Origin of the sequence: Halomonas sp. NO4, from assembly GCF_010994375.1 — a bacterium.
Lineage (GTDB): Bacteria > Pseudomonadota > Gammaproteobacteria > Pseudomonadales > Halomonadaceae > Halomonas.
The window spans coordinates 14,292-33,715 of record NZ_WHMA01000029.1; the positions used below are offsets into that span (position 1 = coordinate 14,292).

A 19,424-nucleotide genomic window follows, 5' to 3' on the forward strand; every position below is an offset into this window, starting at 1 on the left:
CCCTGCCGTCGAATCTCAATCAAGCTTGGAGAGGTCGCGCACCGCGCCCTTGTCGGCGGAGGTGGCGAGCAACGCATAGGCCTTGAGCGCCGCCGAGACCTGGCGCACGCGCTGGATGCTTGGTTTCCAGGCGTCTTTCCCCTTGGCTTCCATCGCTTCGCGACGTGCCGCCAACTCGTTGTCGGTAAGCTGGACGTCGATGCGGCGATTGGGAATGTCGATGCGGATCACATCGCCGCTCTCGACCAGGCCGATGGCGCCGCCTGCCGCCGCTTCGGGCGAGACGTGGCCGATGGAGAGCCCCGAGGTGCCACCGGAGAAGCGCCCGTCGGTGAGCAGCGCGCACGCCTTGCCGAGCCCCCGGGACTTCAGATACGAGGTGGGGTAGAGCATCTCCTGCATGCCGGGGCCGCCCTTGGGGCCCTCGTAGCGGATGACGACCACCTCGCCCTCCTTCACCTGGCCGCCGAGGATGTGCTCCACCGCCTGGTCCTGGGACTCCACCACGTGGGCTGGCCCCTCGAAAACCAGGATCGAGTCGTCGACGCCGGCGGTCTTCACCACGCAGCCGTCGCGGGCGATGTTGCCATGGAGCACCGCCAGGCCGCCCTCCTTCGAGAAGGCGTGCTCGAGGTCGCGGATGCAGCCGGTGGCGCGGTCGCCGTCGAGGCTCGGCCAGCGGGCGCTCTGGGAGAAGGCGGTCTGAGTGGGGATGCCACCGGGGCCGGCCTTGAAAAACTCCACCACCTCGGGGCTGGGGCTTCGCATGATGTCCCACTCGTCGAGCGCCGCCTTGAGGCTGTCGCCGTAGACGGTGGGCACCCGGGTATCCAGCACGCCGGCGCGGTCGAGCTCGCCGAGGATCGCCATGATGCCGCCGGCGCGGTGGACGTCCTCGATATGGTACTTCTGGGTGTTGGGCGCCACCTTGCAAAGCTGGGGCACTTCCCGCGACAGGCGATCGATATCGGCCATGGTGAAGTCGATCTCGGCCTCCTGGGCGGCGGCCAGCAGGTGCAGGATGGTGTTGGTGGAACCGCCCATGGCGATGTCCAGCGTCATGGCGTTCTTGAACGCGGCCTTGGAGCCGATGGCACGCGGCAAGAGGTGCGCCTCGTCGCCTTCGTAGACGCGCTTGGCGAGCTCGACGATACGGTGCCCGGCGGTCTCGAACAGGCGGCGGCGGTCGGCGTGGGTGGCGAGCACCGTGCCATTGCCCGGCAGCGCCAGGCCCAGCGCCTCGGTGAGGCAGTTCATGGAGTTGGCAGTGAACATGCCCGAGCAGCTGCCGCAGGTAGGACAGGCGCTGCGCTCGACTTCGGCGAGGGTGGCGTCGTCGACGCTGTCGTCGGCGGCCATCACCATGGCGTCGACCAGGTCGAGGCCGTGGTCGAGCAGCTTGGTCTTGCCCGCCTCCATGGGGCCGCCGGAGACGAAGATCACCGGAATGTTGAGGCGCATGGCGGCCATCAGCATTCCCGGGGTGATCTTGTCGCAGTTGGAGATGCACACCAGGGCGTCGGCGCAGTGGGCATTGACCATGTACTCGACGCTGTCGGCGATGATGTCACGGCTCGGCAGCGAGTAGAGCATGCCGTCGTGGCCCATGGCGATGCCGTCGTCCACGGCGATGGTGTTGAACTCCTTGGCCACCCCGCCCGCCTTCTCGATCTCGCGGGCCACCAGCTGCCCCATGTCCTTCAGGTGCACGTGCCCGGGCACGAACTGGGTGAAGGAGTTGGCCACGGCGACGATCGGCTTGTGGAAGTCGTCGTCCTTCATGCCGGTGGCGCGCCACAGGGCGCGGGCGCCGGCCATGTTGCGGCCGGCGGTGGTGGTGCGGGAACGGTATTCGGGCATGGTGTCCTCTTTGTGCTCTGTCACGCCGTTTTCATCCATCCGAGGATGGCGAACGATCTCGTGTTCGGTCGGCCCCCGATTCTGGCACGAGCCTCCCCCGCTTGCCAGCGAACCGGCCCGGCACAACAGGCCGCCGGGCCGGTTCACGGGCCTGGACAGGGGCTCAGAACGCCGCCCACTCGACGTCCGCGCGGGACGGCGGCGTCGCCCTGGCCTGGCGCGGCACCGGGTCGACTGCCGGTGCCTCGGTTGCGCCCTGCCCCTCGAGCAGGCGCTGGCGCGCGCGTTCGCCGTCCTCTGCCGTGCCACCCAGACGGAAGGCGGCGACCACGTTGGCCAGCCCGAAGGCTTCACGGGTCAGGCCGTCCGCCGAATCGGCAATCGACTGCACCCGGGCGCTGTTCTGCTGGGTGACCTGGTCCATCTCCGCCACCGCCGAGTTGATCTGGGCGATGCCGCTGCTCTGTTCCGCGGAGGCGGCGCTGATCTCTGCCATGAGGTCGCCGACTCGGGCCACCAGCGACACCACCTCCTCGATCGCGCCTTCGGCCTGCTCGACGGCCTGGGTGCCGCCCGTGATCTCGCGTGACGAGGTCTCGATCAGCCCGCGAATCTCCTTGGCCGCCTCGGCGCTGCGTCCAGCCAGCTGGCGAACTTCGCTGGCCACCACGGCGAAGCCACGGCCGTGCTCGCCGGCCCGCGCCGCCTCCACGGAAGCGTTCAGGGCGAGAATGTTGGTCTGGAAGGCGATGCCGTCGATCGCGCCGATGATGTCGGTCATCTTTCCGGCACTCTCGGCGATACGCTGCATGCGCCCCACCAGCGCCTGCATGCGCTCACCCGTCTCGCGGGTGGTGCTGGCGTTCTGGGTGGCCAGCTCACTGGCCTGGCGCGCGTTGTCGGTGGTCTGCTGCACCGAGGAGGTCATCTCGTCCATGCTCGAGGCCGTCTGCTGCAGCGACGACGCCTGCTGCTCGGTGCGCGAGGCCAGGTCCTCGTTCTCGCGAGCGATGCGACGCGTGGCGGGGGTGACCACGGCCACACGATCGCCGATCTCGGTGGCCAGCCCCGAGAGGCTGCTGCGCATGGTCTCCAGCGAGCGCAGCAGCTCGCCGAGCTCGTCCTGACGATTCAGGGTAACCGGCGTAGAAAGGTTGCCGGCAGCGATTTGAAAGGTGATGCGCCGCGCCTCGGCCAGAGACTTGATGAGCGAATTGAGCACTGCCACGCTCAGGCCGATCATCAGGCCCACCCCCAGCGCCACCAGGCCGATCTGCGCCAGCAGCATGCTGCGCTGCCCCGCCTCGGCCGCTTGCATCAGCGCCTGCGCCTGCTCGCGCTCCCGGGACACCAGTTGATTGACCGCCTCGCTGATGCGCTCGGCCGCAGGCTGGGTCACGTCATTCAGGGCCTCGAAGGCGGCGAAGCCCTCGCCGTCGAGCAGGGCCTGGAGGATATCACCGGCACCCGCCGAGAAGCTGGCCAGCTGCTCGTCCAGCACCTGCCGCGCCTCCCCCGCTGCCGGGTCGCGAGCCAGGTAGCCCTGCCAGGTGTCGTCGATCGCCTGCAGGTGGCCACGCACGCGGGCCTCGAGCGCTTCCGGATCGGCCCGCCGCGGGTTGCGAACCGCCGGCTCCACGGCCTGCAGCGACAGGCTGACGCGCTGCTCGATGCCCTGGAGGTCGGCCACGCCCTGAAGCCCGGTACGGTTGAGGGTCTGCAACCGCTCGGAGGCCGTAGTGAGGCCAAAGATCCCCAGCCCGCCGGCGGCCACCAGCAGCAGGATCGAGGCCAGCACCATGCCCATCAGCTTGGCCTGCATGCTGCGGAAACGAAAACGCTGCAGCCAGCCCACCAGCCCGGTGCGGCGAATCGCACCATCTTGAAGCGCATAGCCCCGACGCTTGCCCTCTCGCATGGCGGCATAGATCGCCTCGGCCTGAGCCACACTGGTCTGAGACGCGGGGCGCTGCACCGTGGTGTAACCCACCACGCTGTCGCCATCCAGCAGCGGCGCGACCGTGGCCTGCACCCAGTAGTGGTCGCCGTTGGCGCGACGGTTCTTGAGCACCCCGTCCCAGGTCCGCCCCTTCTCGAGGGTTGCCCACAGCTGCTGGAAGACGGCATCGGGCATGTCGGGGTGGCGCAGCACGCTGTAGGGGGCGCCGATCAAGGCGTCGGCGCCATGTCCGCTGGCCTCGAGGAAGGCCTGGCTGGCGTAGGTGATGCGGCCCTGGGCGTCGCAGCGCGAGATCAGGACGGCGTCGGGATCGAGCTCATGGACCTTTTGGGTCACCGGGTTATGGTTGTTGTGCATGGCAGCCTCGGTTGGGTGCGAGAGAAACACGCCATCGGTGAGATGACCTATCGACTAGGCAAAAAAAGTGCCAATCATCGTTCTCCCTTGTGGGGAGCTTCTCTCATACCATGCACGGGAACCCGAGGCCCACGCGTCGCCGTCACACGGCCTCAACGCAGAAACAACGCGCGCCGCCAGACAGCAGGCGGCGCGCGTTGATCACGGCTGTGGGCAAGGGTGCGAGGGCTAGTCGAAGACCACCTTGGCCACGTCCTGGTAGCGCTTGGCGAAGTGCACCGTCATGCCCGCCTTGAGGTAGTCGGGCAGCTCATCGTAGTCACGGCGGTTGGCATCGGGCAGGATCACCTCGAAGATCTCGCTGCGCCGCGCGGCGATGATCTTCTCGCGAATGCCGCCCACCGGCAGCACCTGGCCGGTCAGCGTCAGCTCGCCGGTCATGGCCAGCGACCGCTCGATGGCCCGGTGCTTGGCAAGAGAGAGCAGCGCCGTGGTCATGGTCACCCCGGCCGAGGGCCCGTCCTTGGGCGTGGCGCCCTCCGGCACGTGCAGGTGCACGAAGGCGGAGTCGAAGAAGTCGGCGTCGGCGCCGTACTCGCCGAGATGCCCCAGCGTATAGCTGTAGGCGATGTTGGCCGACTCCTGCATCACCGCGCCGAGCTGACCGGTGAGCTTGAAGCCGCGATCCAGGGCATGCACCTTGCCCGCCTCGACGGGTAGCGTCGCTCCACCCATGGCCGTCCAGGCCAGCCCGGTGACCACGCCCTCGCCCTTGAGCACGTGCTCCTTGCGGAACAGCGGCGCCCCCAGGTAGGACTCCAGGTTGTTCACCGAGATGCGCACCGACTGCTGGTCGTTCTCGAGCAGCTTGACCGCCGCCTTGCGCACGATGCGGTGCAACTGCTTTTCGAGCTGGCGCACCCCTGCCTCGCGGGCATAGCCCTCGATCACCTGGCGCAGGGCCGTGTCGGTGAGGTTGATGCGCTTCTTGGCGATCTTGTCGCGCTTGAGCAGCTTGGGCCACAGGTGGTGCTTGGCGATAGCCACCTTCTCCTCGGCGATGTAGCCGGAGAGGCGAATCTGCTCCATGCGATCGAGCAGCGCCGGGGGAATCGAATCCACGGTGTTGGCCGTGCACACGAAGAGCACCTTGGAGAGGTCCAGGCGCACGTCCAGGTAGTGATCGAGGAAGTCGACGTTCTGTTCCGGGTCGAGCACCTCGAGCAGCGCCGAGGCCGGGTCACCCTGGAAGGACTGGCCGAGCTTGTCGACTTCGTCGAGCATGATCACCGGGTTCTCGACCTCGACCTCCTTGAGCGCCTGGACGAGCTTGCCGGGCATGGCGCCGATGTAGGTGCGCCGGTGGCCCTTGATCTCTGCCTCGTCGCGCATGCCGCCCACCGAAAAGCGGTAGAACTCGCGACCCAGCGCCTCGGCAATGGAACGTCCCACGGAGGTCTTGCCGACGCCGGGCGGACCGACGAGCAGCAGGATGGAGCCCCCCACGTCGCCCTTGAAGGTACCCTCGGCGAGGAACTCGATGATGCGCTCCTTGACGTCCTTCAAGCCATCGTGGTCGCGGTCGAGCACCGTACGCGCCTGGGCCAGGTCGAGCTTGTCCTGGCTGCGCACGCCCCAGGGCATGGCGGTGAGCCAGTCGAGGTAGTTGCGCGTGGTGCCATACTCCGGCGAGCCTGTCTCGAGCACCGAGAGCTTGTCGAGCTCCTCCTCGATGCGGGTCAGTACCTTGGGCGGCACGGAGAGCCCCTCGAGGCGGTCGCGGAAGGTATCGACGTCATTCTCGCGATCGTCCTTGGAGATGCCCAGCTCGCGCTGGATCACCTTGAGCTGCTCGCGCAGGAAGAACTCGCGCTGGCGCTCCTGCATCTGGGCGTTGACCTGCTCGCTGATCTCCGTCTGCAGATGGGCAACGTCGATCTCCTTGCGCAGCAGCGGCAGCACCTTCTCCATGCGCGAGAGCACCGGCAGGGTATCCAGCACGGACTGCAGCTCATGCCCCTTGGCCGAGGTGATGGCCGCAGCGAAGTCGGTGAGCGGGCCCGGCTCGTGGGGGCTGAAGCGGTTGAGGTAGTGCTTGAGCTCCTCGCCGTACAGCGGGTTGATCGGCAGCAGCTCCTTGATGCCGTTGATGATCGCCATGGCGTAGGCACGCGTCTCATCCTCCTCGGCATCCACCGGCTCACGCGGGTAGGTCACCTCGACCAGATAGGGCGGCTGCTTGGAGAGCCAGCGCTGGATGCGAAAGCGGCGCAGTCCTTGGGCGATGAACTGCAGCTGCTGCTCCTCGCCGTGGAGCTTGTGCACCTTCACCGCCGTGCCGATCTGCGGAAAGCCCTCGTGATCGAGCTCGCCAGACTCGATGTCGCCCACGTAGGCCACGCCCAGGATTTGGTGCGGCGTGTTGCCCACCCGACGGATGGTCTCCTCCCAGCGCTCGCGGTTGATTACCAGCGGCTGCACCTGGGCGGGAAAGAAGGGGCGATTGTGAATGGGCAGCAGATAGATGCGCTCGGGCAGGGAGTCGCTGGCCGGCACCACCGCGTGATGGCCGGTTTCATCCACCTCGCCGTCGGAGCGCGGCGGCGTCTCGTCGTTCACCTCGCGGGTCTGCTGCCACTCCTGGTCGTCCTGGTCGTGATCGCGCATGTAATCCTCATCCTGAAGCCGGTTAGCCACTGCCCTGTGGAATGCGGGCGACGGCAGGCAACTTCAAGGCGAAGACGCATTTACCGCAGGGTAGAGAGCGGCCGCCCGTTGAGCCACACCTGGCCGCGGCTGATATCGACCTGCAGCGTGCGGGTATCGAGCGGCAGGCCGAGCCACAGCGCCACCACCGTGGGCAGGTCGTGCCACACGAAGTCGCCGTCGAGCCGCCGCCGCCAGCGCGCCTGCATGGCCGGGTCGTCCAGCGCAACCAGACTCAGCGGCTCGAGGCGACGGCCGTCGAAGAAGAGCGAGCCGTCCACCCGGGCGGCGAGGTTCATCATGGGGCTGTCGAGAGCAAGCTCGAAGAGGTCCAGGCGCGGCGAATCCTGGAGTATGCCCAGCAACAACGGTTCCAACTCGGCGAGCAGGGCCCGAGCGTCGCGGGGCGGATCGGCGCTGGCGGCCAGGGCCCGCAGGCGCTGCATGGCCGAGCGCAGCGCGTCGCCGTGCAGGCGCGAGAGTTCCGCCTCCAGCCCGCCGGTCAGCAGCACCTGATCGGCGGTCAGCACTTCGCCCATATCCAGGTCGAGACGCAGGCGCAGCTCGCGGTCGTCCAGGGTCATGCGATTGACCACGACCAGGTCGTGGACATCGAGTTCGAGGCTCGGCTGGTGCCAGGTCAGCGACGCGAGCTCCAGGCGATCCTGCTGGGTGAAGGCCTGCGCGCCCTCGGTGTAGGCATAGTGGCTCTGGAGGCGCACCGGCCCCGATGCCAGCCACACCTCGCCATCGGTGAGCCGCCAGTCGTCCAAGCGGCCCTGCAGCTGCCAGTCGCCGTAGACTCCGCTGAAATGGAACTGCCCCCCGCCGAAGTCGAGCTCGCGATCCTCCTGGGTGATGCGAAACGGTGCCAGGCGCACTCCGCCTTCCATGACGCCACTCAGCGTACGATAGCTGGCCTGCCAGCGCGGCGTGGCCGCCGGCAGAGAGTCGCCGAACAGCCGCTTGCCGTCGGCGCCGTGGCGGATGATCGCCTCCCCCGACAGCTCGGTGCTGAGCACGCCGTGCTGGGCCTCGTAGCCGAGCTCGAGCTGCCAGGCATCGCCGAACAGCGGTGCGAGCCGGATGCGCCCGGAGGAGGACCACCAGCCCTGCTCCACCTCGTCGCGCTCGACCGCCAGCTCGCCGCGCGCCGCCAGGTCGTCCAGCGCACGCGTCAGCTCGCGCTCGAAGAGCAGGCTGGAGACGCCCTGTCCCGCCAGCCACGCCAGCAGCAGCACGACCAAAACGGGCACGATGAGTCGTTCCTTGCGCATGGGGCCTCCTTGTCCGGGGCAGACCTGTCCTTACCCAGCCGAACCAAACGAGGCCTCTGCAGCACCTTCGCCCGGCGTCGAACCGGCGGGCTTCAGTGCAGCCAGAGCCAGAGATGCATGGTGCTCCAGGCGTAGATGCCGGCCAGGATGTCGTCGATCATGATGCCGAAACCGCCGGCGACCCGCCGATCCGCCCAACGAATCGGCCAGGGCTTGAAGACATCGAAGACGCGGAAGAGCACGAACCCCCACAGCGCCGCCTCCCAGGAAAAAGGCACCGCAGCCATGGTGAGCCAGTAGCCCACGAACTCGTCCCAGACGATCCCCGAATGGTCGTGCACCCCCAGGTCGTGAGAGGTCTTGTCGCACAGCCAGATACCCCAGAAGAAGGTCACCAGCACGATACCCAGGTACCAACTCAGCGGCAGCTCGGACATCAGCCAGTAGAAGGGAATCGCCGCCAGGGTCCCCACCGTCCCTGGAGCCCAGGGCACGGCACCGCTGCCGAGCCCGAAGGCCAGGAAATGCACGGGACGGTGCCAGACGCTCGTCGGGGCACGATTCATGGCCGCCCCCGCGCACTGCCCGCGCCAGGAGCTCCGCGAGAGACGAAGTGCTGCCAGCCGCGGGCGGTCGCTGCTTCCACACCGCCGATGCCGGGCGCCTCGCGCACCTCGCCGATGACGCTCAGGGCCAGCTCGAGTTCGGCGAGCCGGCGGCGCGCCTCGCTGACGTGCTCGGCGGGCAGGCAGACCACCAGTTCGTAGTCGTCGCCCCCCGAGAGCGCCGCCTGGCGGGCCGCGGTCTCACCCAGGGCGGCCACCAACCCCTCGGCCAGCGGCAGCGCGTCCGCGTCGAGGTGCGCCCCGACGCCGGAGGCCGCGAGCACATGGGCCAGGTCGGCCAGCAGGCCGTCGGAGATATCGATGGCGGCGGTGGCCAGGCCACGCAGCGCCTGGCCGGCAGCGAGCCGCGGCTGGGGGCGTAAGTAGCGCTGGAGCAGCGGATGCGTCAGGTCGCGCTCGCCGCGCTGCCACAGCACCAACCCCCCGGCGCCACCGCCCAGCGCTCCGGTCACGGCGATCCGGTCGCCCACCCGGGCGCCCCGACGGGTGAGGGCCAGTGCCGGCGGCACCTCGCCCATCACGGTGACGCCGATGGCAAGCTCGCCGCCGGTCACGTCGCCACCCACCAGCGCCGTGCCGGTGGCGGCACAGAGCGCGTGGAAGCCACGTGCGAAGTCGGCAAGCCATGCCTCGTCGGGATCGCTCATGGCCAGCGCCATCAAGCACCAGCGCGCCTCGGCGCCCATGGCCGCCAGGTCGGAGAGGCTCACCGCCAGGGCGCGATGGCCGATGGCCTCGGCCGGTGCGGCGGCGGGAAAATGCACCTCGGCCACCGAGGTGTCGACGCTCACCGCCACCCGCTGGCCGGCACGCGGGGCGAGCAGCGCGCAGTCGTCGCCCACGCCGAGCGCCACGCCGGCCCCGGGAGCCAGCGTGGCAGGCGTGAAATGGCGGGCTATCAGGTCGAATTCGCTGGCCACCGGGGCACCTTCAGCGGCGACGCGCGCTGACCTCGGCGCTGCGCAGGCGACTGGCCAGCTTGTCGAGAATGCCGTTGACGTACTTGTGACCGTCGGTGGCGCCGAAGGACTTGGCGAGCTCCACGCCTTCGTTGATCACCGCCCGATAGGGCACCTCGAGGCGGCGCGAGAGCTCGTAGGTTCCCAGGCGCAGGATGGCCAGTTCGATGGGGTCGAGGTCGACCAGGCGCCGGTCGAGCAGCGGGGCGATGGCCGCATCGAGCTCCTCGCGGAAGCGCGCCACGTTGTGCAGCAGTTCGTGGAACAGCGCCTGATCAGCGATCTCCATCACCTTCAGCCAGTTCTCGTGCGCCTCGAGGTCGTCATCGGGCAGCAGGCTGCGAAACTCCGACTCCACGGCGGCGATCGGCTTGCCGGTCATGTGCCACTGGTAGAGGCCCTGCACGGCCAGCTCGCGGGCGGCGCGGCGCGCCTGCTGGCCCGCCGAGGGCGCGCGCGGGGTACGCTGCGCACTCATGCTGATTCTCCCTCGCTTGGCGTGTCGTCGCCGAAGCCGCGCAGCAGCGAGACCATCTCCATGGCCGCCATGGCTGCCTCGGCGCCCTTGTTGCCGGCCTTGGTGCCGGCCCGCTCGATGGCCTGCTCGATGGAGTTCACGGTGAGCACGCCGTTGGCCACCGGGGTGTCGAACTCGAGCTGGAGGCTGCCCAGGGCGGCATTGCAGCCGCCGGCCACGTACTCGAAATGGGGCGTGCCGCCGCGGATCACCGCCCCCAGGGCGATCACCGCCTCGGGGCGCACGCGCGCGAGCACCCGCTTCACCGCCAGCGGCAGCTCCCAGGCGCCCGGCACGTGTACGATGTCGATGCCGTCGGGATCCACGCCGTGGCGGACCAGGCTGTCCACGGCCCCTTCCACCAGGCTGTCGACCACATGGTGATTGAAGCGCCCCACCACGATCACGTAGCGGCCGTCGACGTCGACGAAGTTGCCTTCCAGCTGAGAGAGGGTATGCATCCGATTGTCCTGCTGAAAATGGTGCTGCGGTAAAGGTTGGGTACTGCCAGCGCCCGCTGTCTGCCCGGCGGGCGCGAACCGGCCGCCGTTCAGGGGTCGGCCGGCGCCGCACCGCCCGACTCGGCGTCCCCCGGGCCGACCAGCTCGACCACCTCGAGGTCGAAGCCGGAGAGCGCCGAGAACTTCCACGGTGAGCTGAGCAGGCGCATGCGCCCCACGCCCAGGTGGCGCAGGATCTGCGAGCCGGTACCGATGGTCAGGTAGTTGCCCGCGCCGTCGGAGTCGCTGGTGCGCGGCGGACGGCGCCGCTCCAGGAACACTTCGAGGTAGTCGAGCAGGTCCTGGCGGGGGCGGCCGTCGTCGAGCAGCACGAAGACCCCCTGCTCGGCGGCGGCAACCTCCTCGAGGGCGCTGTGCGCCGTCCAGCTGCCGCTCTCGCCCTTCTGCAGGGCGAGCAGGTCGCGCATCACGTCGGCCAGGTGCACGCGCACCGTGGTCAGGCTGTCGGGATGCGGGCGCCCCTTGACCAGCGCCAGGTGATGGGCGCTCTGGATGCTGTCGCGGAAGACGTGCAGGGTCAACTCGCCGAAGGCCGTGGCGACCGGCCGGGCCTCCAGGTGCTCCACCGTCTGCTCGTTGTGGATACGGTAGTGGATCAGGTCGGCGATGGTGCCCATCTTCAGGCCATGCTCGGTAGCGAAGCGCTCGAGCTCGGGACGCCGCGCCATGCTGCCGTCGTCGTTCATCACCTCGCAGATCACCCCGCTCGGGTCGAGGCCGGCCAGGGCCGCCAGGTCGCAGGCCGCCTCGGTGTGCCCGGCACGGCGCAGCACGCCGCCGGGCTCGGCCATCAGCGGGAAGATGTGGCCGGGCTGGACGATGTCCTCGGGCCGCGCATCGCGAGCCACGGCCGCCTGAACGGTGCGTGCCCGGTCGGCCGCGGAGATGCCCGTGGTCACGCCTTCGGCGGCCTCGATGGAGAGGGTGAACTTGGTGCCGAAGCCGGAGCCGTTGTCGCTCACCATCAGCGGCAGCTTGAGGCGCTCGCAGCGGCTGCGCGTCATCGGCAAACAGATCAGCCCGCGGGCGTGGCGCGCCATGAAGTTGATGTGCTCCGCCTCGACCTTCTCGGCGGCCATGATGATATCGCCTTCGTTCTCGCGATCCTCGTCATCCATGAGGATCACCATCTTGCCTTGGCGGATGTCCTCGATCAGCGCTTCGACGGGAGCGAGGCCCCCCGGGGCGGATTGCACCATGGAATCTCCGACTGGTTCTGCGAGGCGGGGTGTCCCCGGGCGGCAACGTCCGCGTCGCCGCGGGTCGACGCCCCGCCGTGAATGGGCGTCAGGGTACCTTGGCGTGGCCCTCGGCGCCAGTGGCAAGCGGCCGTGCGGTGATGCGCCAGTCGCGGCCCACCGCACGGATGTCGAGGATCTCCAGAGGGCGCTGCTGGGCCATGCGCGTCAAGCCCGGCAGGGCGAACAGCGGCCGCGCCTCACCGCCGAGCAGGGTCGGCGCCACGAAGAGCGCCATCTCGTCGACCAGCTCGGCGTCGAGCATGGCGCCGGCGAGGGTCGCGCCGGTCTCGAGCAGCACCTCGTTGGCCTCCTCCTCGGCCGCCAGGTGGCGCAGCAGCGCCGCCAGATCGACCCTGCCGTCCGCCCCGGCGGGGAAGGCCCGCACCTCGGCGCCGGCGGCTTCCAGCCGCGCGCGGCGCTCGGCGTCGTGGCCTGTCACGGTGGCCACCAGGGTGCGCCCTGGCTCACGCAGGCAGGCCGCGGCCAGGGGGAGACGCAGGCGGGTATCCACCACCACGCGCAGCGGCTGGCGAGCCGCGACGGTCTCGGCATTCTCGAGGCCCAGCTGGGCCGCACGCACGGTGAGCCGCGAGTTGTCGAAGATCACCGACTCCACCCCGGTGAGGATTGCGCTGGACTGGGCGCGCAGCCGCTGCACGGCGGTACGCGCATGGGGACCGGTGATCCACTGCGACTCCCCTGAGGCCATGGCGGTGCGGCCGTCCAGGCTCATCGCCATCTTGAGGCGCACGAAGGGGCGGCCACGCTCCATGCGCGAGACAAAACCCGGATTGAGTGCGCGCGCCTCGGCCTCCAGCAGGCCGACCTCCACCTCGATGCCGGCCTCACGCAGCATGGCGATGCCGCGCCCCGCCACCGCGGGGTTGGGGTCGGCCATGGCCACCACCACCTTGCGCACGCCCGCCTCGATCAGCGCCACGGCGCAGGGGCCGGTACGCCCCTGATGGGAGCACGGTTCCAGCGTTACATAGGCCGTGGCGCGGCGGGCCGCCTCGCCGGCCGCGCGCAGGGCGTGGATTTCGGCATGAGGCTCGCCGGCCCGCTCGTGCCAGCCCTCTCCCACACATCGCTGCTGCTTGACCAGCACGCAGCCGACGCGGGGATTGGGATCGGTGGTGTAGTGGCCGCGGCGGGCCAGCTCCAGCGCCCGGGCCATCCAGGCGGCGGGGGTCATCTTGGCCATGGCAATCCCTGGCGGAGGAAGGGGTGGAACTCAGGAGGCAACGACTCAGCGGTGCGATTCGTCGCCGGGCGAGCCGCTATCGGCATTCGGCTCCTGGGCGAGCCGTTCGATCTCGGCGCGGAACTCGTCGATGTCCTGAAAGCGGCGATAGACCGAGGCAAAGCGGATGTAGGCCACCTGATCGAGCTGCTTGAGCGAGCGCATCACCGCCTCGCCGATATCGCGGGCCTCGATCTCGCGCTCGCCGCGGGCGCGCAGTTGCTGGCGAATGCGCTCGATGGCGGTCTCGATGGCCTCGGCGCTGACCGGTCGCTTCTCAAGCGCCCGCAGCATGCCCGCGCGCAGCTTGCGCTCGTCGAAGCTCTCCCGCGAGCCATCCGCCTTGACCACCCGCGGCATGATGAGCTCGGCCGTCTCGTAGGTGGTGAAGCGCTCGCCGCAGGCGTTGCACTGGCGACGCCGGCGCACCTGGTCGCCATCGGCCACCAGCCGCGAGTCGCTCACGCGTGTCTCCTGGGCGCCACAGAAGGGGCAATGCATTGCGTGGTCCATGCACATGGACGACGGCCTTTGGCCAGGCCATCATCCGGTTGACGATTCCGGCCATTGTAACGGCTAATGCAAGGATTTGCCCCATGCCCCGACTCTCCTACTGGTTTGCCGCCGCGACTCTCCTCTCCAGCGCCTCCACGGCACTGGCCGACTCGCATTGGCCGGCACCGGTGCAGGCGCTCACCGAGCAGGGCCTGACCATCCACGAACGCTTCGAGGCACCGGGCGGCCTGACCGGCTTTGCGGCGAGCTATCAGGGCGGCGAGGTAGCGATCTACCTGACGCCTGACGGCGAACACGCCATCGTCGGAACCCTGGTCGACGCCGAAGGCAACGACCTGTCGGATGCGGCACTCGACGAATGGGTGCGTGCCCCTCAGGACGCCGCGCTCTGGGAGCGTCTCAGTGACAGCCACTGGATCGCCGACGGCGATGCCGACGCGCCCCGCGTGCTCTACACCTTCACCGACCCCAACTGCCCTTACTGCAAGCAGTTCTGGGACGACACCCGGCCCTGGGTAGCCGCTGGCGAGGTGCAGCTGCGCCACATCATGGTGGGAATTCTCGCCCCCGACAGCCCGGCCAAGGCGGCCAGCCTGCTGGGCGCCGACGACCCCGCCGCCGCGCTCGCGGCGCACAGCGAGGGGGAGGCCCCCATCGAGGCCGCCGCCCAGCCGCGCGAAATCGAGGATCGGATCTACCGCAACAACCAGCTCTTCGACGAACTGGGCCTGCTCGCCACCCCGGCCACCCTCTATCGCCAGGATGACCGGGTGGAACGCCTGCAGGGCGTGCCCGATGAAGCCGCGCTGGTGGAGGCCATGGGCGGTGAGCGGCCCTGATGCGACAGAAACCGCCCTGCCGTTCCTACGCATCGCGGCTCCTCAGCCTCGCGCAGGAAGCGCCTTGGCGATGAACCAGCCAACCACCATGGCCACCAGCATGGCGGCCAGCGGCGCGGTGAGTCCGGGGATGGAAGCGAAGGCCGGCCCCGGGCAGTAGCCGGAGAGCCCCCAGCCGATGCCGAACAGCGTTGCCCCGCCGATCAGCCGTCCGTCGAGATCCCGGCGGGTGGGCAGTTGGAAGGCCTTGCCGTAGAGCGGCCCCGGCCGCTTGAGCACCCGGCGGTAGCCGATGAAGCTGGTCGCCACGGCGCCACCCAGCACGAAGATCAGGGTCGGATCCCAGGCACCGGCGAGATCGAGAAAGCCCAGCACGCGCGCCGGGTCGGTCATGCCGGAAATGCCCAGTCCCAGACCGAACAGCAGCCCGGCGATGTAGCCCATGAGCGTCTTCATGCGCCACCTCCGATGAGGTGTCGCATTACGTAGACGGTGATGATCGCCGTGATCAGGAAGGTCAGGGTCGCCACCAGCGAGCGTGGCGACAGCCTCGCCACCCCGCAGACGCCATGGCCGCTAGTACAGCCACTGCCGAGCCCGGTGCCCAGGCCCACCAGCAGGCCGGCGCCGAGCATCAGCACCATGCCGCCGGCAGGGGCACCGATCACCTCGTCGGCGGTGCCGGCGACGTTGCCCAGACCACCGCCCAACAACACCAGCACGAGGGGCCCGCTGATCAGCCCCAGCAGGAAGGTGATGCGCCAGGCGCTGTCCCCTTTGGGCCGAACGGTGAACAGGGTACCGAGGATGCCGCTGATGCCGGCGATGCGGCCCAGTGTGGCCATCAGCCAGGTGGCAGACAGGCCAATCAGCACGCCACCCATCAGTCCCTGCAGAGATGAGCTCCAGTCCACTCGCTTTCTCCTGTTGATCCGTGTTTCAGAACGTGTTGACCGGCACCTCGACCCTGACCTCAGGTCATGCCTATTTCACGCCAGTCGTCGAAGCCTCCCTGCCGCTGCCGGCACAGAATTGCGTATAGAGCAGCTGCAACAGGGCCAGCACCTTGTCGTCGGCGATGCGGTAGAAGATGTGCTTGCCCTCGCGGCGCGTGGCGACCAGCCCCTGCTTGCGCAACACGCCGAGCTGCTGGGAGAGGCTCGGCTGGTGAATGTCCAGGCGCGCCTCCAGGTCGCTGACGCAGAGCTCCTCCTGGCTGAGCTGGCACAGCAGCAGCAAGCGGTCCTCATGGGCCAGGGCACGCAGCAACGCCGTCGCCTCCGCCGCGGCGCCGCGCATGTCGTTCACATCGAGCATTGAGGTATCCGGCATCGTCCGGGGCTCCGTCATCTCGCGGCAGGGTCATTGCCTTCGATATATCCAAATACATTATATATTAAAGTATATTGTTTAGCGAAAGCCCCCGTCCACCACTTCCGAGCAAGGCATTGGGAAGCCTCAGAAACGGTTGAGCGGCACCTTCAGATACACCTGGCCGTTGTCCTCCGCCGGCGGCATGTGGCCCGCCCGCATGTTCACCTGCACCGAGGGGATGATCAGCCGAGGCATGCCAAGCGTCGCGTCCCGCTCGGTGCGCATCTTCACGAATGCTTCCTCGTCGATCCCCTCACCGACGTGGACGTTATGGGCGCGCTGCTCGGCCACCGTGGTCTCGTGCTGGTAAGTCTCGCGTCCCGGTGCCTTGTAGTCGTGGCACAGGAAGAGCCGCGTTGAATCCGGCAGTGCGAGCACCTTCTGGATGGAACGATAGAGCGTGCGCGCGTCACCACCCGGGAAATCGCAGCGGGCGGTGCCGTAATCCGGCATGAAGAGGGTATCGCCGACGAAGGCGGCATCACCGATCACATAGGTCAGGCACGCCGGGGTGTGGCCCGGTGTATGCAGCACCCGCCCTTCCAGGTTGCCAATGGTGAAGGTATCCCCCTCCGCGAACAGCCGATCAAACTGGCTGCCGTCGCGGGCGAACTCAGTGCCGGCATTGAACGCCTTGCCGAAGATCTCCTGAACCTCGACGATCTTCGCCCCGATGCCGCTCTTTCCGCCCAGCCTCTGCTGCAAATGGGGCAAGGCGGAGAGATGGTCGGCGTGCACGTGGGTCTCCAGGAGCCACTCCACGGTCAGCCCCTCGCGCTCGACGAAGGCGACGATTTCATCGGCGGAACGCACGTCGGTGCGCCCTGCCGCGTAGTCGAAATCGAGCACCGAATCGAGGATGGCACAGGCGGTGGACCCGGGGTCGCGCACCACGTAGCTGAAGGTGTTGGTGGGCTCATCAAAGAAATGGGTAACCATGGGTCGTGACATGACGAAGACCTCCCTCGACGAGACAATCCGCCTACTGCCTCAGCTTACAAGTATTGATGCCCAGCAGCTTGTACGCCGGGCAGAAGTTGAGCAGCCCGGTGGCCAGCGGCACCACGCCGATCCAGCCCCAGACACCGATGTTGCCCGCCAGGACCAAGCCGATCAGCACGGCGCCCAAGATGATACGGGCCATCTTGTCGATACCGCCTACGTTGCGCTTCATGGGTGTCACCTCGTGTTGTCCCGGGTTATCAGGAACTGAATGCCACTTAAACAATATACAATTTTATATAGTGTTTGAGCGCATCACGCCACGGGCGAATTGTCGCACCCGTCTACAGCTCGATGCGATCACCGTAGGCGGGAATGGCGGCGTCGATATCGGCGTCGGCCAGGGCCTGCTGGGCGCCGGGCTCGCCGTGCACCAGGTAGAAGCGCGGGCGGTTACGGAAGGCCCCGGCCCAGCTCACCAGCTGGCTCTGCCCGGCGTGGGCGGAGAAACCGCCGATGGTGTGCACCTTCGCCTTGACCGGCAGCTCCTCGCCGAGCACCTTGACGCGCTCGGCACCGTCCACCAGCGCCCGACCGAGCGAGCCGGCGGCCTGGAAGCCGACGATCACCACCCGTGTACTGGGCCTGGCCAGGTTGTAGCGGAGGTGGTGGAGAATGCGCCCGCCAGTGCACATGCCAGCGCCGGCGATGACGATGGCCCCGCCATGGATGCGGTTAATCGCCATCGACTCCTCGACGGTGCGAGTCAGCCGCAGGATGGGCAGGTAGTGGCTGGGATCGCCATGGGCGGCGATGTTGAGCACCTTGAGGTCCTCGCGATTGAGGGACTTTCGCTTGCGGTTGTAGAGCTCGGTGACGCGGATTGCCATGGGGCTGTCGAGGAACACCAGCTGCTGTTTCAGGCGCCCGGCGTGGTAGAGCACGCTCAGGTGGTAGAGGATCTCCTGGGTTCTACCCACCGCGAAGGCGGGAATCAGGACGTTGCCGCCCGCCGCCAGGGCATCGTCGAGCACCTGCGCGAACTCCTCCAGGGTTTCGTCCAGCGGGCGGTGGTCACGGACACCATAGGTGCTCTCCATCAGCACCAGATCGGCCTCATGAAGCGTCTCAGGATCTTTCATCAGCACCGAGCTGGGATTGCCGAGATCGCCCGAGAAGACCAGGTGACGCTGCCGCCCCCCGGAGGGAACGCGCAACTCGACGATGGCCGAACCGAGGATGTGCCCGGCATCGCGGAACACCAGGGTGACCTCGCCGGGCAGCTGCACCGGCTGGCCGTAGGGTTGGGGCACGCAGAGCGAGAGTGTCTTCTCCACGTCTTCCAGCTCGTAGAGCGGCTCGATCAGCGGCTTGTCGGCGCGCTGGCGCCACTTGTTCTCCCACTCGATGTCCTTGGCCATCACGAAAGCGGCATCCTCGAGCATGATCTCGAGCAGCTCGGCGGTGTCGCGCGTGCAGTGGATCGGCCCGCGGTAGCCCTCGCGCACCAGCTTGGGCAAGAGCCCGGAATGATCCAGATGGCCATGCGAGAGCACCACCGCCTCGACCCGGCCGGCCAGCGCCCCCAGCGGCTTGGCATTGGCCCGGTCGGCGTCGGGCCCGCCCTGGTGCAACCCGCACTCCAGCAGGAGCGAATGGGTGCCGGCGTCGCCGTCCACCTCGAGAAGGTAGCGCGAACCGGTGACTTCCCCGACCGCCCCCTGAAAGGTCAATGTCGACATTGATACCGCTCCTTGCCGGATGGAGTACCTGCCCTCAGCATACCGGACGGCCAACAGAAGTCAGCAAGGTACCGCTCTCTACTGGCGGGTTCCCCGCGGAGTCTCAGGCGACACCGTCAATCGGCTATACTGCCGAAGCATCGATCGAGGATTCGTAAAAATGGCAACTGCAACGCTCTCCAGCAAATACCAGCTGGCCATTCCCAAGGAGATTCGTGAAAAGCTGAAATTGTCAGCTGGTCAACAGTTTACGATCATCCCCAAAGGACATGTCATCGAACTGGTGCCCATTCAGTTACCACAGGCACTGCGCGGCTCACTCAAGGGCGCCAATCCAGAGGACTATCGCGACCACAAGGACCGGTATTGATGCCTGCCATCGTGGATACATGCGGCTGGATCGAATGGTTGACCGATGGCGCCCTGTCCAGCGCCTTCGAGCCGTGGATGCAGTCCCCGACAGAACAACTCGCGCCAACGGTCATCCAGTTCGAGCTCTACAAGTGGGTCAAGCGCGAAGCAGGCGAGAGCAAGGCGATGGAAGTCATCGCCGCAACAGAGCAGTGTCAGATCTTGCCCCTGGATGGAGCCATTGCCCTGTTGGCAGCAGACCTTGCCCTGGAGCATAGGCTGTCGTTTGGTGACTGCTCCCCGCCCTAAGCGCTGACGCGCCACGGGCGAGGTTTCCCACTTCTCAGGCAGCTGCCGACGATGTGCCGGACTTACGCAAGCCTCCATGGGCAG

At 67.9% G+C, this 19,424-nt stretch carries 20 protein-coding genes; 3 read left to right on the forward strand and 17 right to left on the reverse strand.

What is annotated here, in order from left to right; genetic code table 11:
- Positions 1-15: 15 nt before the first annotated feature.
- The 11 genes from ilvD to nrdR all read right to left on the reverse strand — a co-directional run bounded on the left by ilvD (position 16) and on the right by nrdR (position 13,768).
- On the reverse strand, positions 16-1,860 hold the full coding sequence (gene ilvD, locus FEF15_RS15420) for a dihydroxy-acid dehydratase (protein ID WP_163560062.1): 1,845 nt from the start codon (positions 1,858-1,860) through the stop codon (positions 16-18).
- 163 nt (positions 1,861-2,023) lie between these two features.
- Positions 2,024-4,177: a methyl-accepting chemotaxis protein gene (locus tag FEF15_RS15425; RefSeq protein ID WP_163560063.1), complete on the reverse strand. Its 2,154-nt coding sequence runs from the start codon at positions 4,175-4,177 to the stop codon at positions 2,024-2,026.
- A gap of 228 nt (positions 4,178-4,405) precedes the next feature.
- Positions 4,406-6,844, reverse strand: a complete 2,439-nt coding sequence (gene lon, locus FEF15_RS15430) for an endopeptidase La (protein ID WP_163560064.1) — start codon at positions 6,842-6,844, stop codon at positions 4,406-4,408.
- A gap of 80 nt (positions 6,845-6,924) precedes the next feature.
- Complete coding sequence (locus tag FEF15_RS15435) at positions 6,925-8,160, reverse strand: DUF945 family protein (protein ID WP_163560065.1); 1,236 nt, start codon at positions 8,158-8,160, stop codon at positions 6,925-6,927.
- Positions 8,161-8,252: 92 nt separating this feature from the next.
- Positions 8,253-8,726 (reverse strand): phosphatidylglycerophosphatase A, encoded by a 474-nt coding sequence (locus tag FEF15_RS15440; protein ID WP_163560066.1) that lies wholly within the window; start codon positions 8,724-8,726, stop codon positions 8,253-8,255.
- The gene (gene thiL, locus FEF15_RS15445; protein WP_163560067.1) at positions 8,723-9,706 is read right to left on the reverse strand and encodes a thiamine-phosphate kinase; all 984 of its coding nucleotides are present in this window, start codon (positions 9,704-9,706) and stop codon (positions 8,723-8,725) included. Before thiL ends, FEF15_RS15440 begins: the two co-directional genes overlap by 4 nt.
- 10 nt (positions 9,707-9,716) lie before the next feature.
- A complete protein-coding gene (gene nusB, locus FEF15_RS15450) occupies positions 9,717-10,223 on the reverse strand; it encodes a transcription antitermination factor NusB (RefSeq protein ID WP_163560068.1) in 507 nt (168 codons plus the stop codon).
- Positions 10,220-10,723 carry a 6,7-dimethyl-8-ribityllumazine synthase gene (gene ribE / locus FEF15_RS15455; protein ID WP_163560069.1) on the reverse strand — a complete coding sequence of 168 codons (504 nt, stop codon included), beginning with the start codon at positions 10,721-10,723 and terminating at the stop codon, positions 10,220-10,222. The genes nusB and ribE overlap by 4 nt, the downstream gene beginning before the upstream one ends.
- A gap of 89 nt (positions 10,724-10,812) precedes the next feature.
- Entirely contained in the window at positions 10,813-11,982 is a 1,170-nt protein-coding gene (gene ribBA / locus FEF15_RS15460; RefSeq protein WP_163560070.1) for a bifunctional 3,4-dihydroxy-2-butanone-4-phosphate synthase/GTP cyclohydrolase II, read from the reverse strand.
- Between the two features lie 88 nt (positions 11,983-12,070).
- Positions 12,071-13,228 carry a bifunctional diaminohydroxyphosphoribosylaminopyrimidine deaminase/5-amino-6-(5-phosphoribosylamino)uracil reductase RibD gene (ribD, locus tag FEF15_RS15465; protein WP_163560071.1) on the reverse strand — a complete coding sequence of 386 codons (1,158 nt, stop codon included), beginning with the start codon at positions 13,226-13,228 and terminating at the stop codon, positions 12,071-12,073.
- A gap of 45 nt (positions 13,229-13,273) precedes the next feature.
- Positions 13,274-13,768 carry a transcriptional regulator NrdR gene (nrdR, locus tag FEF15_RS15470; RefSeq protein ID WP_163560072.1) on the reverse strand — a complete coding sequence of 165 codons (495 nt, stop codon included), beginning with the start codon at positions 13,766-13,768 and terminating at the stop codon, positions 13,274-13,276.
- Positions 13,769-13,863: 95 nt separating this feature from the next.
- Between nrdR and dsbG the strand changes: the two genes are divergently transcribed.
- Positions 13,864-14,622 (forward strand): thiol:disulfide interchange protein DsbG, encoded by a 759-nt coding sequence (gene dsbG, locus FEF15_RS15475; RefSeq protein WP_163560073.1) that lies wholly within the window; start codon positions 13,864-13,866, stop codon positions 14,620-14,622.
- A gap of 42 nt (positions 14,623-14,664) precedes the next feature.
- Here dsbG and FEF15_RS15480 read toward each other — a convergent pair whose 3' ends face one another.
- The 6 genes from FEF15_RS15480 to FEF15_RS15505 form a co-directional block, all read right to left on the reverse strand.
- A complete protein-coding gene (locus FEF15_RS15480; RefSeq protein ID WP_163560074.1) occupies positions 14,665-15,078 on the reverse strand; it encodes a DUF6691 family protein in 414 nt (137 codons plus the stop codon).
- Positions 15,075-15,536, reverse strand: a complete 462-nt coding sequence (locus FEF15_RS15485; RefSeq protein WP_240454193.1) for a YeeE/YedE family protein — start codon at positions 15,534-15,536, stop codon at positions 15,075-15,077. Before FEF15_RS15485 ends, FEF15_RS15480 begins: the two co-directional genes overlap by 4 nt.
- Before the next feature lie 70 nt (positions 15,537-15,606).
- Positions 15,607-15,954 (reverse strand): metalloregulator ArsR/SmtB family transcription factor, encoded by a 348-nt coding sequence (locus FEF15_RS15490; protein ID WP_163560075.1) that lies wholly within the window; start codon positions 15,952-15,954, stop codon positions 15,607-15,609.
- Between the two features lie 126 nt (positions 15,955-16,080).
- On the reverse strand, positions 16,081-16,947 hold the full coding sequence (locus tag FEF15_RS15495) for an MBL fold metallo-hydrolase (protein ID WP_163560076.1): 867 nt from the start codon (positions 16,945-16,947) through the stop codon (positions 16,081-16,083).
- Between the two features lie 31 nt (positions 16,948-16,978).
- Positions 16,979-17,170: a DUF2892 domain-containing protein gene (locus FEF15_RS15500; RefSeq protein WP_163560077.1), complete on the reverse strand. Its 192-nt coding sequence runs from the start codon at positions 17,168-17,170 to the stop codon at positions 16,979-16,981.
- 112 nt (positions 17,171-17,282) lie between these two features.
- Positions 17,283-18,680 (reverse strand): MBL fold metallo-hydrolase, encoded by a 1,398-nt coding sequence (locus tag FEF15_RS15505; protein WP_163560078.1) that lies wholly within the window; start codon positions 18,678-18,680, stop codon positions 17,283-17,285.
- 160 nt (positions 18,681-18,840) lie between these two features.
- On the opposite strand from FEF15_RS15505, the gene FEF15_RS15510 reads away from it, so the two are divergent.
- Both FEF15_RS15510 and FEF15_RS15515 read left to right on the forward strand, forming a co-directional pair.
- The gene (locus FEF15_RS15510; RefSeq protein WP_163560079.1) at positions 18,841-19,050 is read left to right on the forward strand and encodes an AbrB/MazE/SpoVT family DNA-binding domain-containing protein; all 210 of its coding nucleotides are present in this window, start codon (positions 18,841-18,843) and stop codon (positions 19,048-19,050) included.
- Positions 19,050-19,340, forward strand: a complete 291-nt coding sequence (locus tag FEF15_RS15515) for a PIN domain-containing protein (RefSeq protein ID WP_163560080.1) — start codon at positions 19,050-19,052, stop codon at positions 19,338-19,340. Before FEF15_RS15510 ends, FEF15_RS15515 begins: the two co-directional genes overlap by 1 nt.
- Positions 19,341-19,424: the final 84 nt, after the last annotated feature.

Bases quoted from the DNA above. Each gene is read 5' to 3' on its own strand.
- ilvD (WP_163560062.1), bottom strand. From the start codon at position 1,860: ATGCCCGAATACCGTTCCCGCACCACCACCGCCGGCCGCAACATGGCC.
- FEF15_RS15425 (WP_163560063.1), bottom strand. From the start codon at position 4,177: ATGCACAACAACCATAACCCGGTGACCCAAAAGGTCCATGAGCTCGAT.
- lon (WP_163560064.1), bottom strand. From the start codon at position 6,844: ATGCGCGATCACGACCAGGACGACCAGGAGTGGCAGCAGACCCGCGAG.
- FEF15_RS15435 (WP_163560065.1), bottom strand. From the start codon at position 8,160: ATGCGCAAGGAACGACTCATCGTGCCCGTTTTGGTCGTGCTGCTGCTG.
- FEF15_RS15440 (WP_163560066.1), bottom strand. From the start codon at position 8,726: ATGAATCGTGCCCCGACGAGCGTCTGGCACCGTCCCGTGCATTTCCTG.
- nusB (WP_163560068.1), bottom strand. From the start codon at position 10,223: ATGAGTGCGCAGCGTACCCCGCGCGCGCCCTCGGCGGGCCAGCAGGCG.
- ribE (WP_163560069.1), bottom strand. From the start codon at position 10,723: ATGCATACCCTCTCTCAGCTGGAAGGCAACTTCGTCGACGTCGACGGC.
- ribBA (WP_163560070.1), bottom strand. From the start codon at position 11,982: ATGGTGCAATCCGCCCCGGGGGGCCTCGCTCCCGTCGAAGCGCTGATC.
- ribD (WP_163560071.1), bottom strand. From the start codon at position 13,228: ATGGCCAAGATGACCCCCGCCGCCTGGATGGCCCGGGCGCTGGAGCTG.
- nrdR (WP_163560072.1), bottom strand. From the start codon at position 13,768: ATGCATTGCCCCTTCTGTGGCGCCCAGGAGACACGCGTGAGCGACTCG.
- dsbG (WP_163560073.1), top strand. From the start codon at position 13,864: ATGCCCCGACTCTCCTACTGGTTTGCCGCCGCGACTCTCCTCTCCAGC.
- FEF15_RS15480 (WP_163560074.1), bottom strand. From the start codon at position 15,078: ATGAAGACGCTCATGGGCTACATCGCCGGGCTGCTGTTCGGTCTGGGA.
- FEF15_RS15490 (WP_163560075.1), bottom strand. From the start codon at position 15,954: ATGCCGGATACCTCAATGCTCGATGTGAACGACATGCGCGGCGCCGCG.
- FEF15_RS15495 (WP_163560076.1), bottom strand. From the start codon at position 16,947: ATGTCACGACCCATGGTTACCCATTTCTTTGATGAGCCCACCAACACC.
- FEF15_RS15500 (WP_163560077.1), bottom strand. From the start codon at position 17,170: ATGAAGCGCAACGTAGGCGGTATCGACAAGATGGCCCGTATCATCTTG.
- FEF15_RS15505 (WP_163560078.1), bottom strand. From the start codon at position 18,680: ATGTCGACATTGACCTTTCAGGGGGCGGTCGGGGAAGTCACCGGTTCG.
- FEF15_RS15510 (WP_163560079.1), top strand. From the start codon at position 18,841: ATGGCAACTGCAACGCTCTCCAGCAAATACCAGCTGGCCATTCCCAAG.
- FEF15_RS15515 (WP_163560080.1), top strand. From the start codon at position 19,050: ATGCCTGCCATCGTGGATACATGCGGCTGGATCGAATGGTTGACCGAT.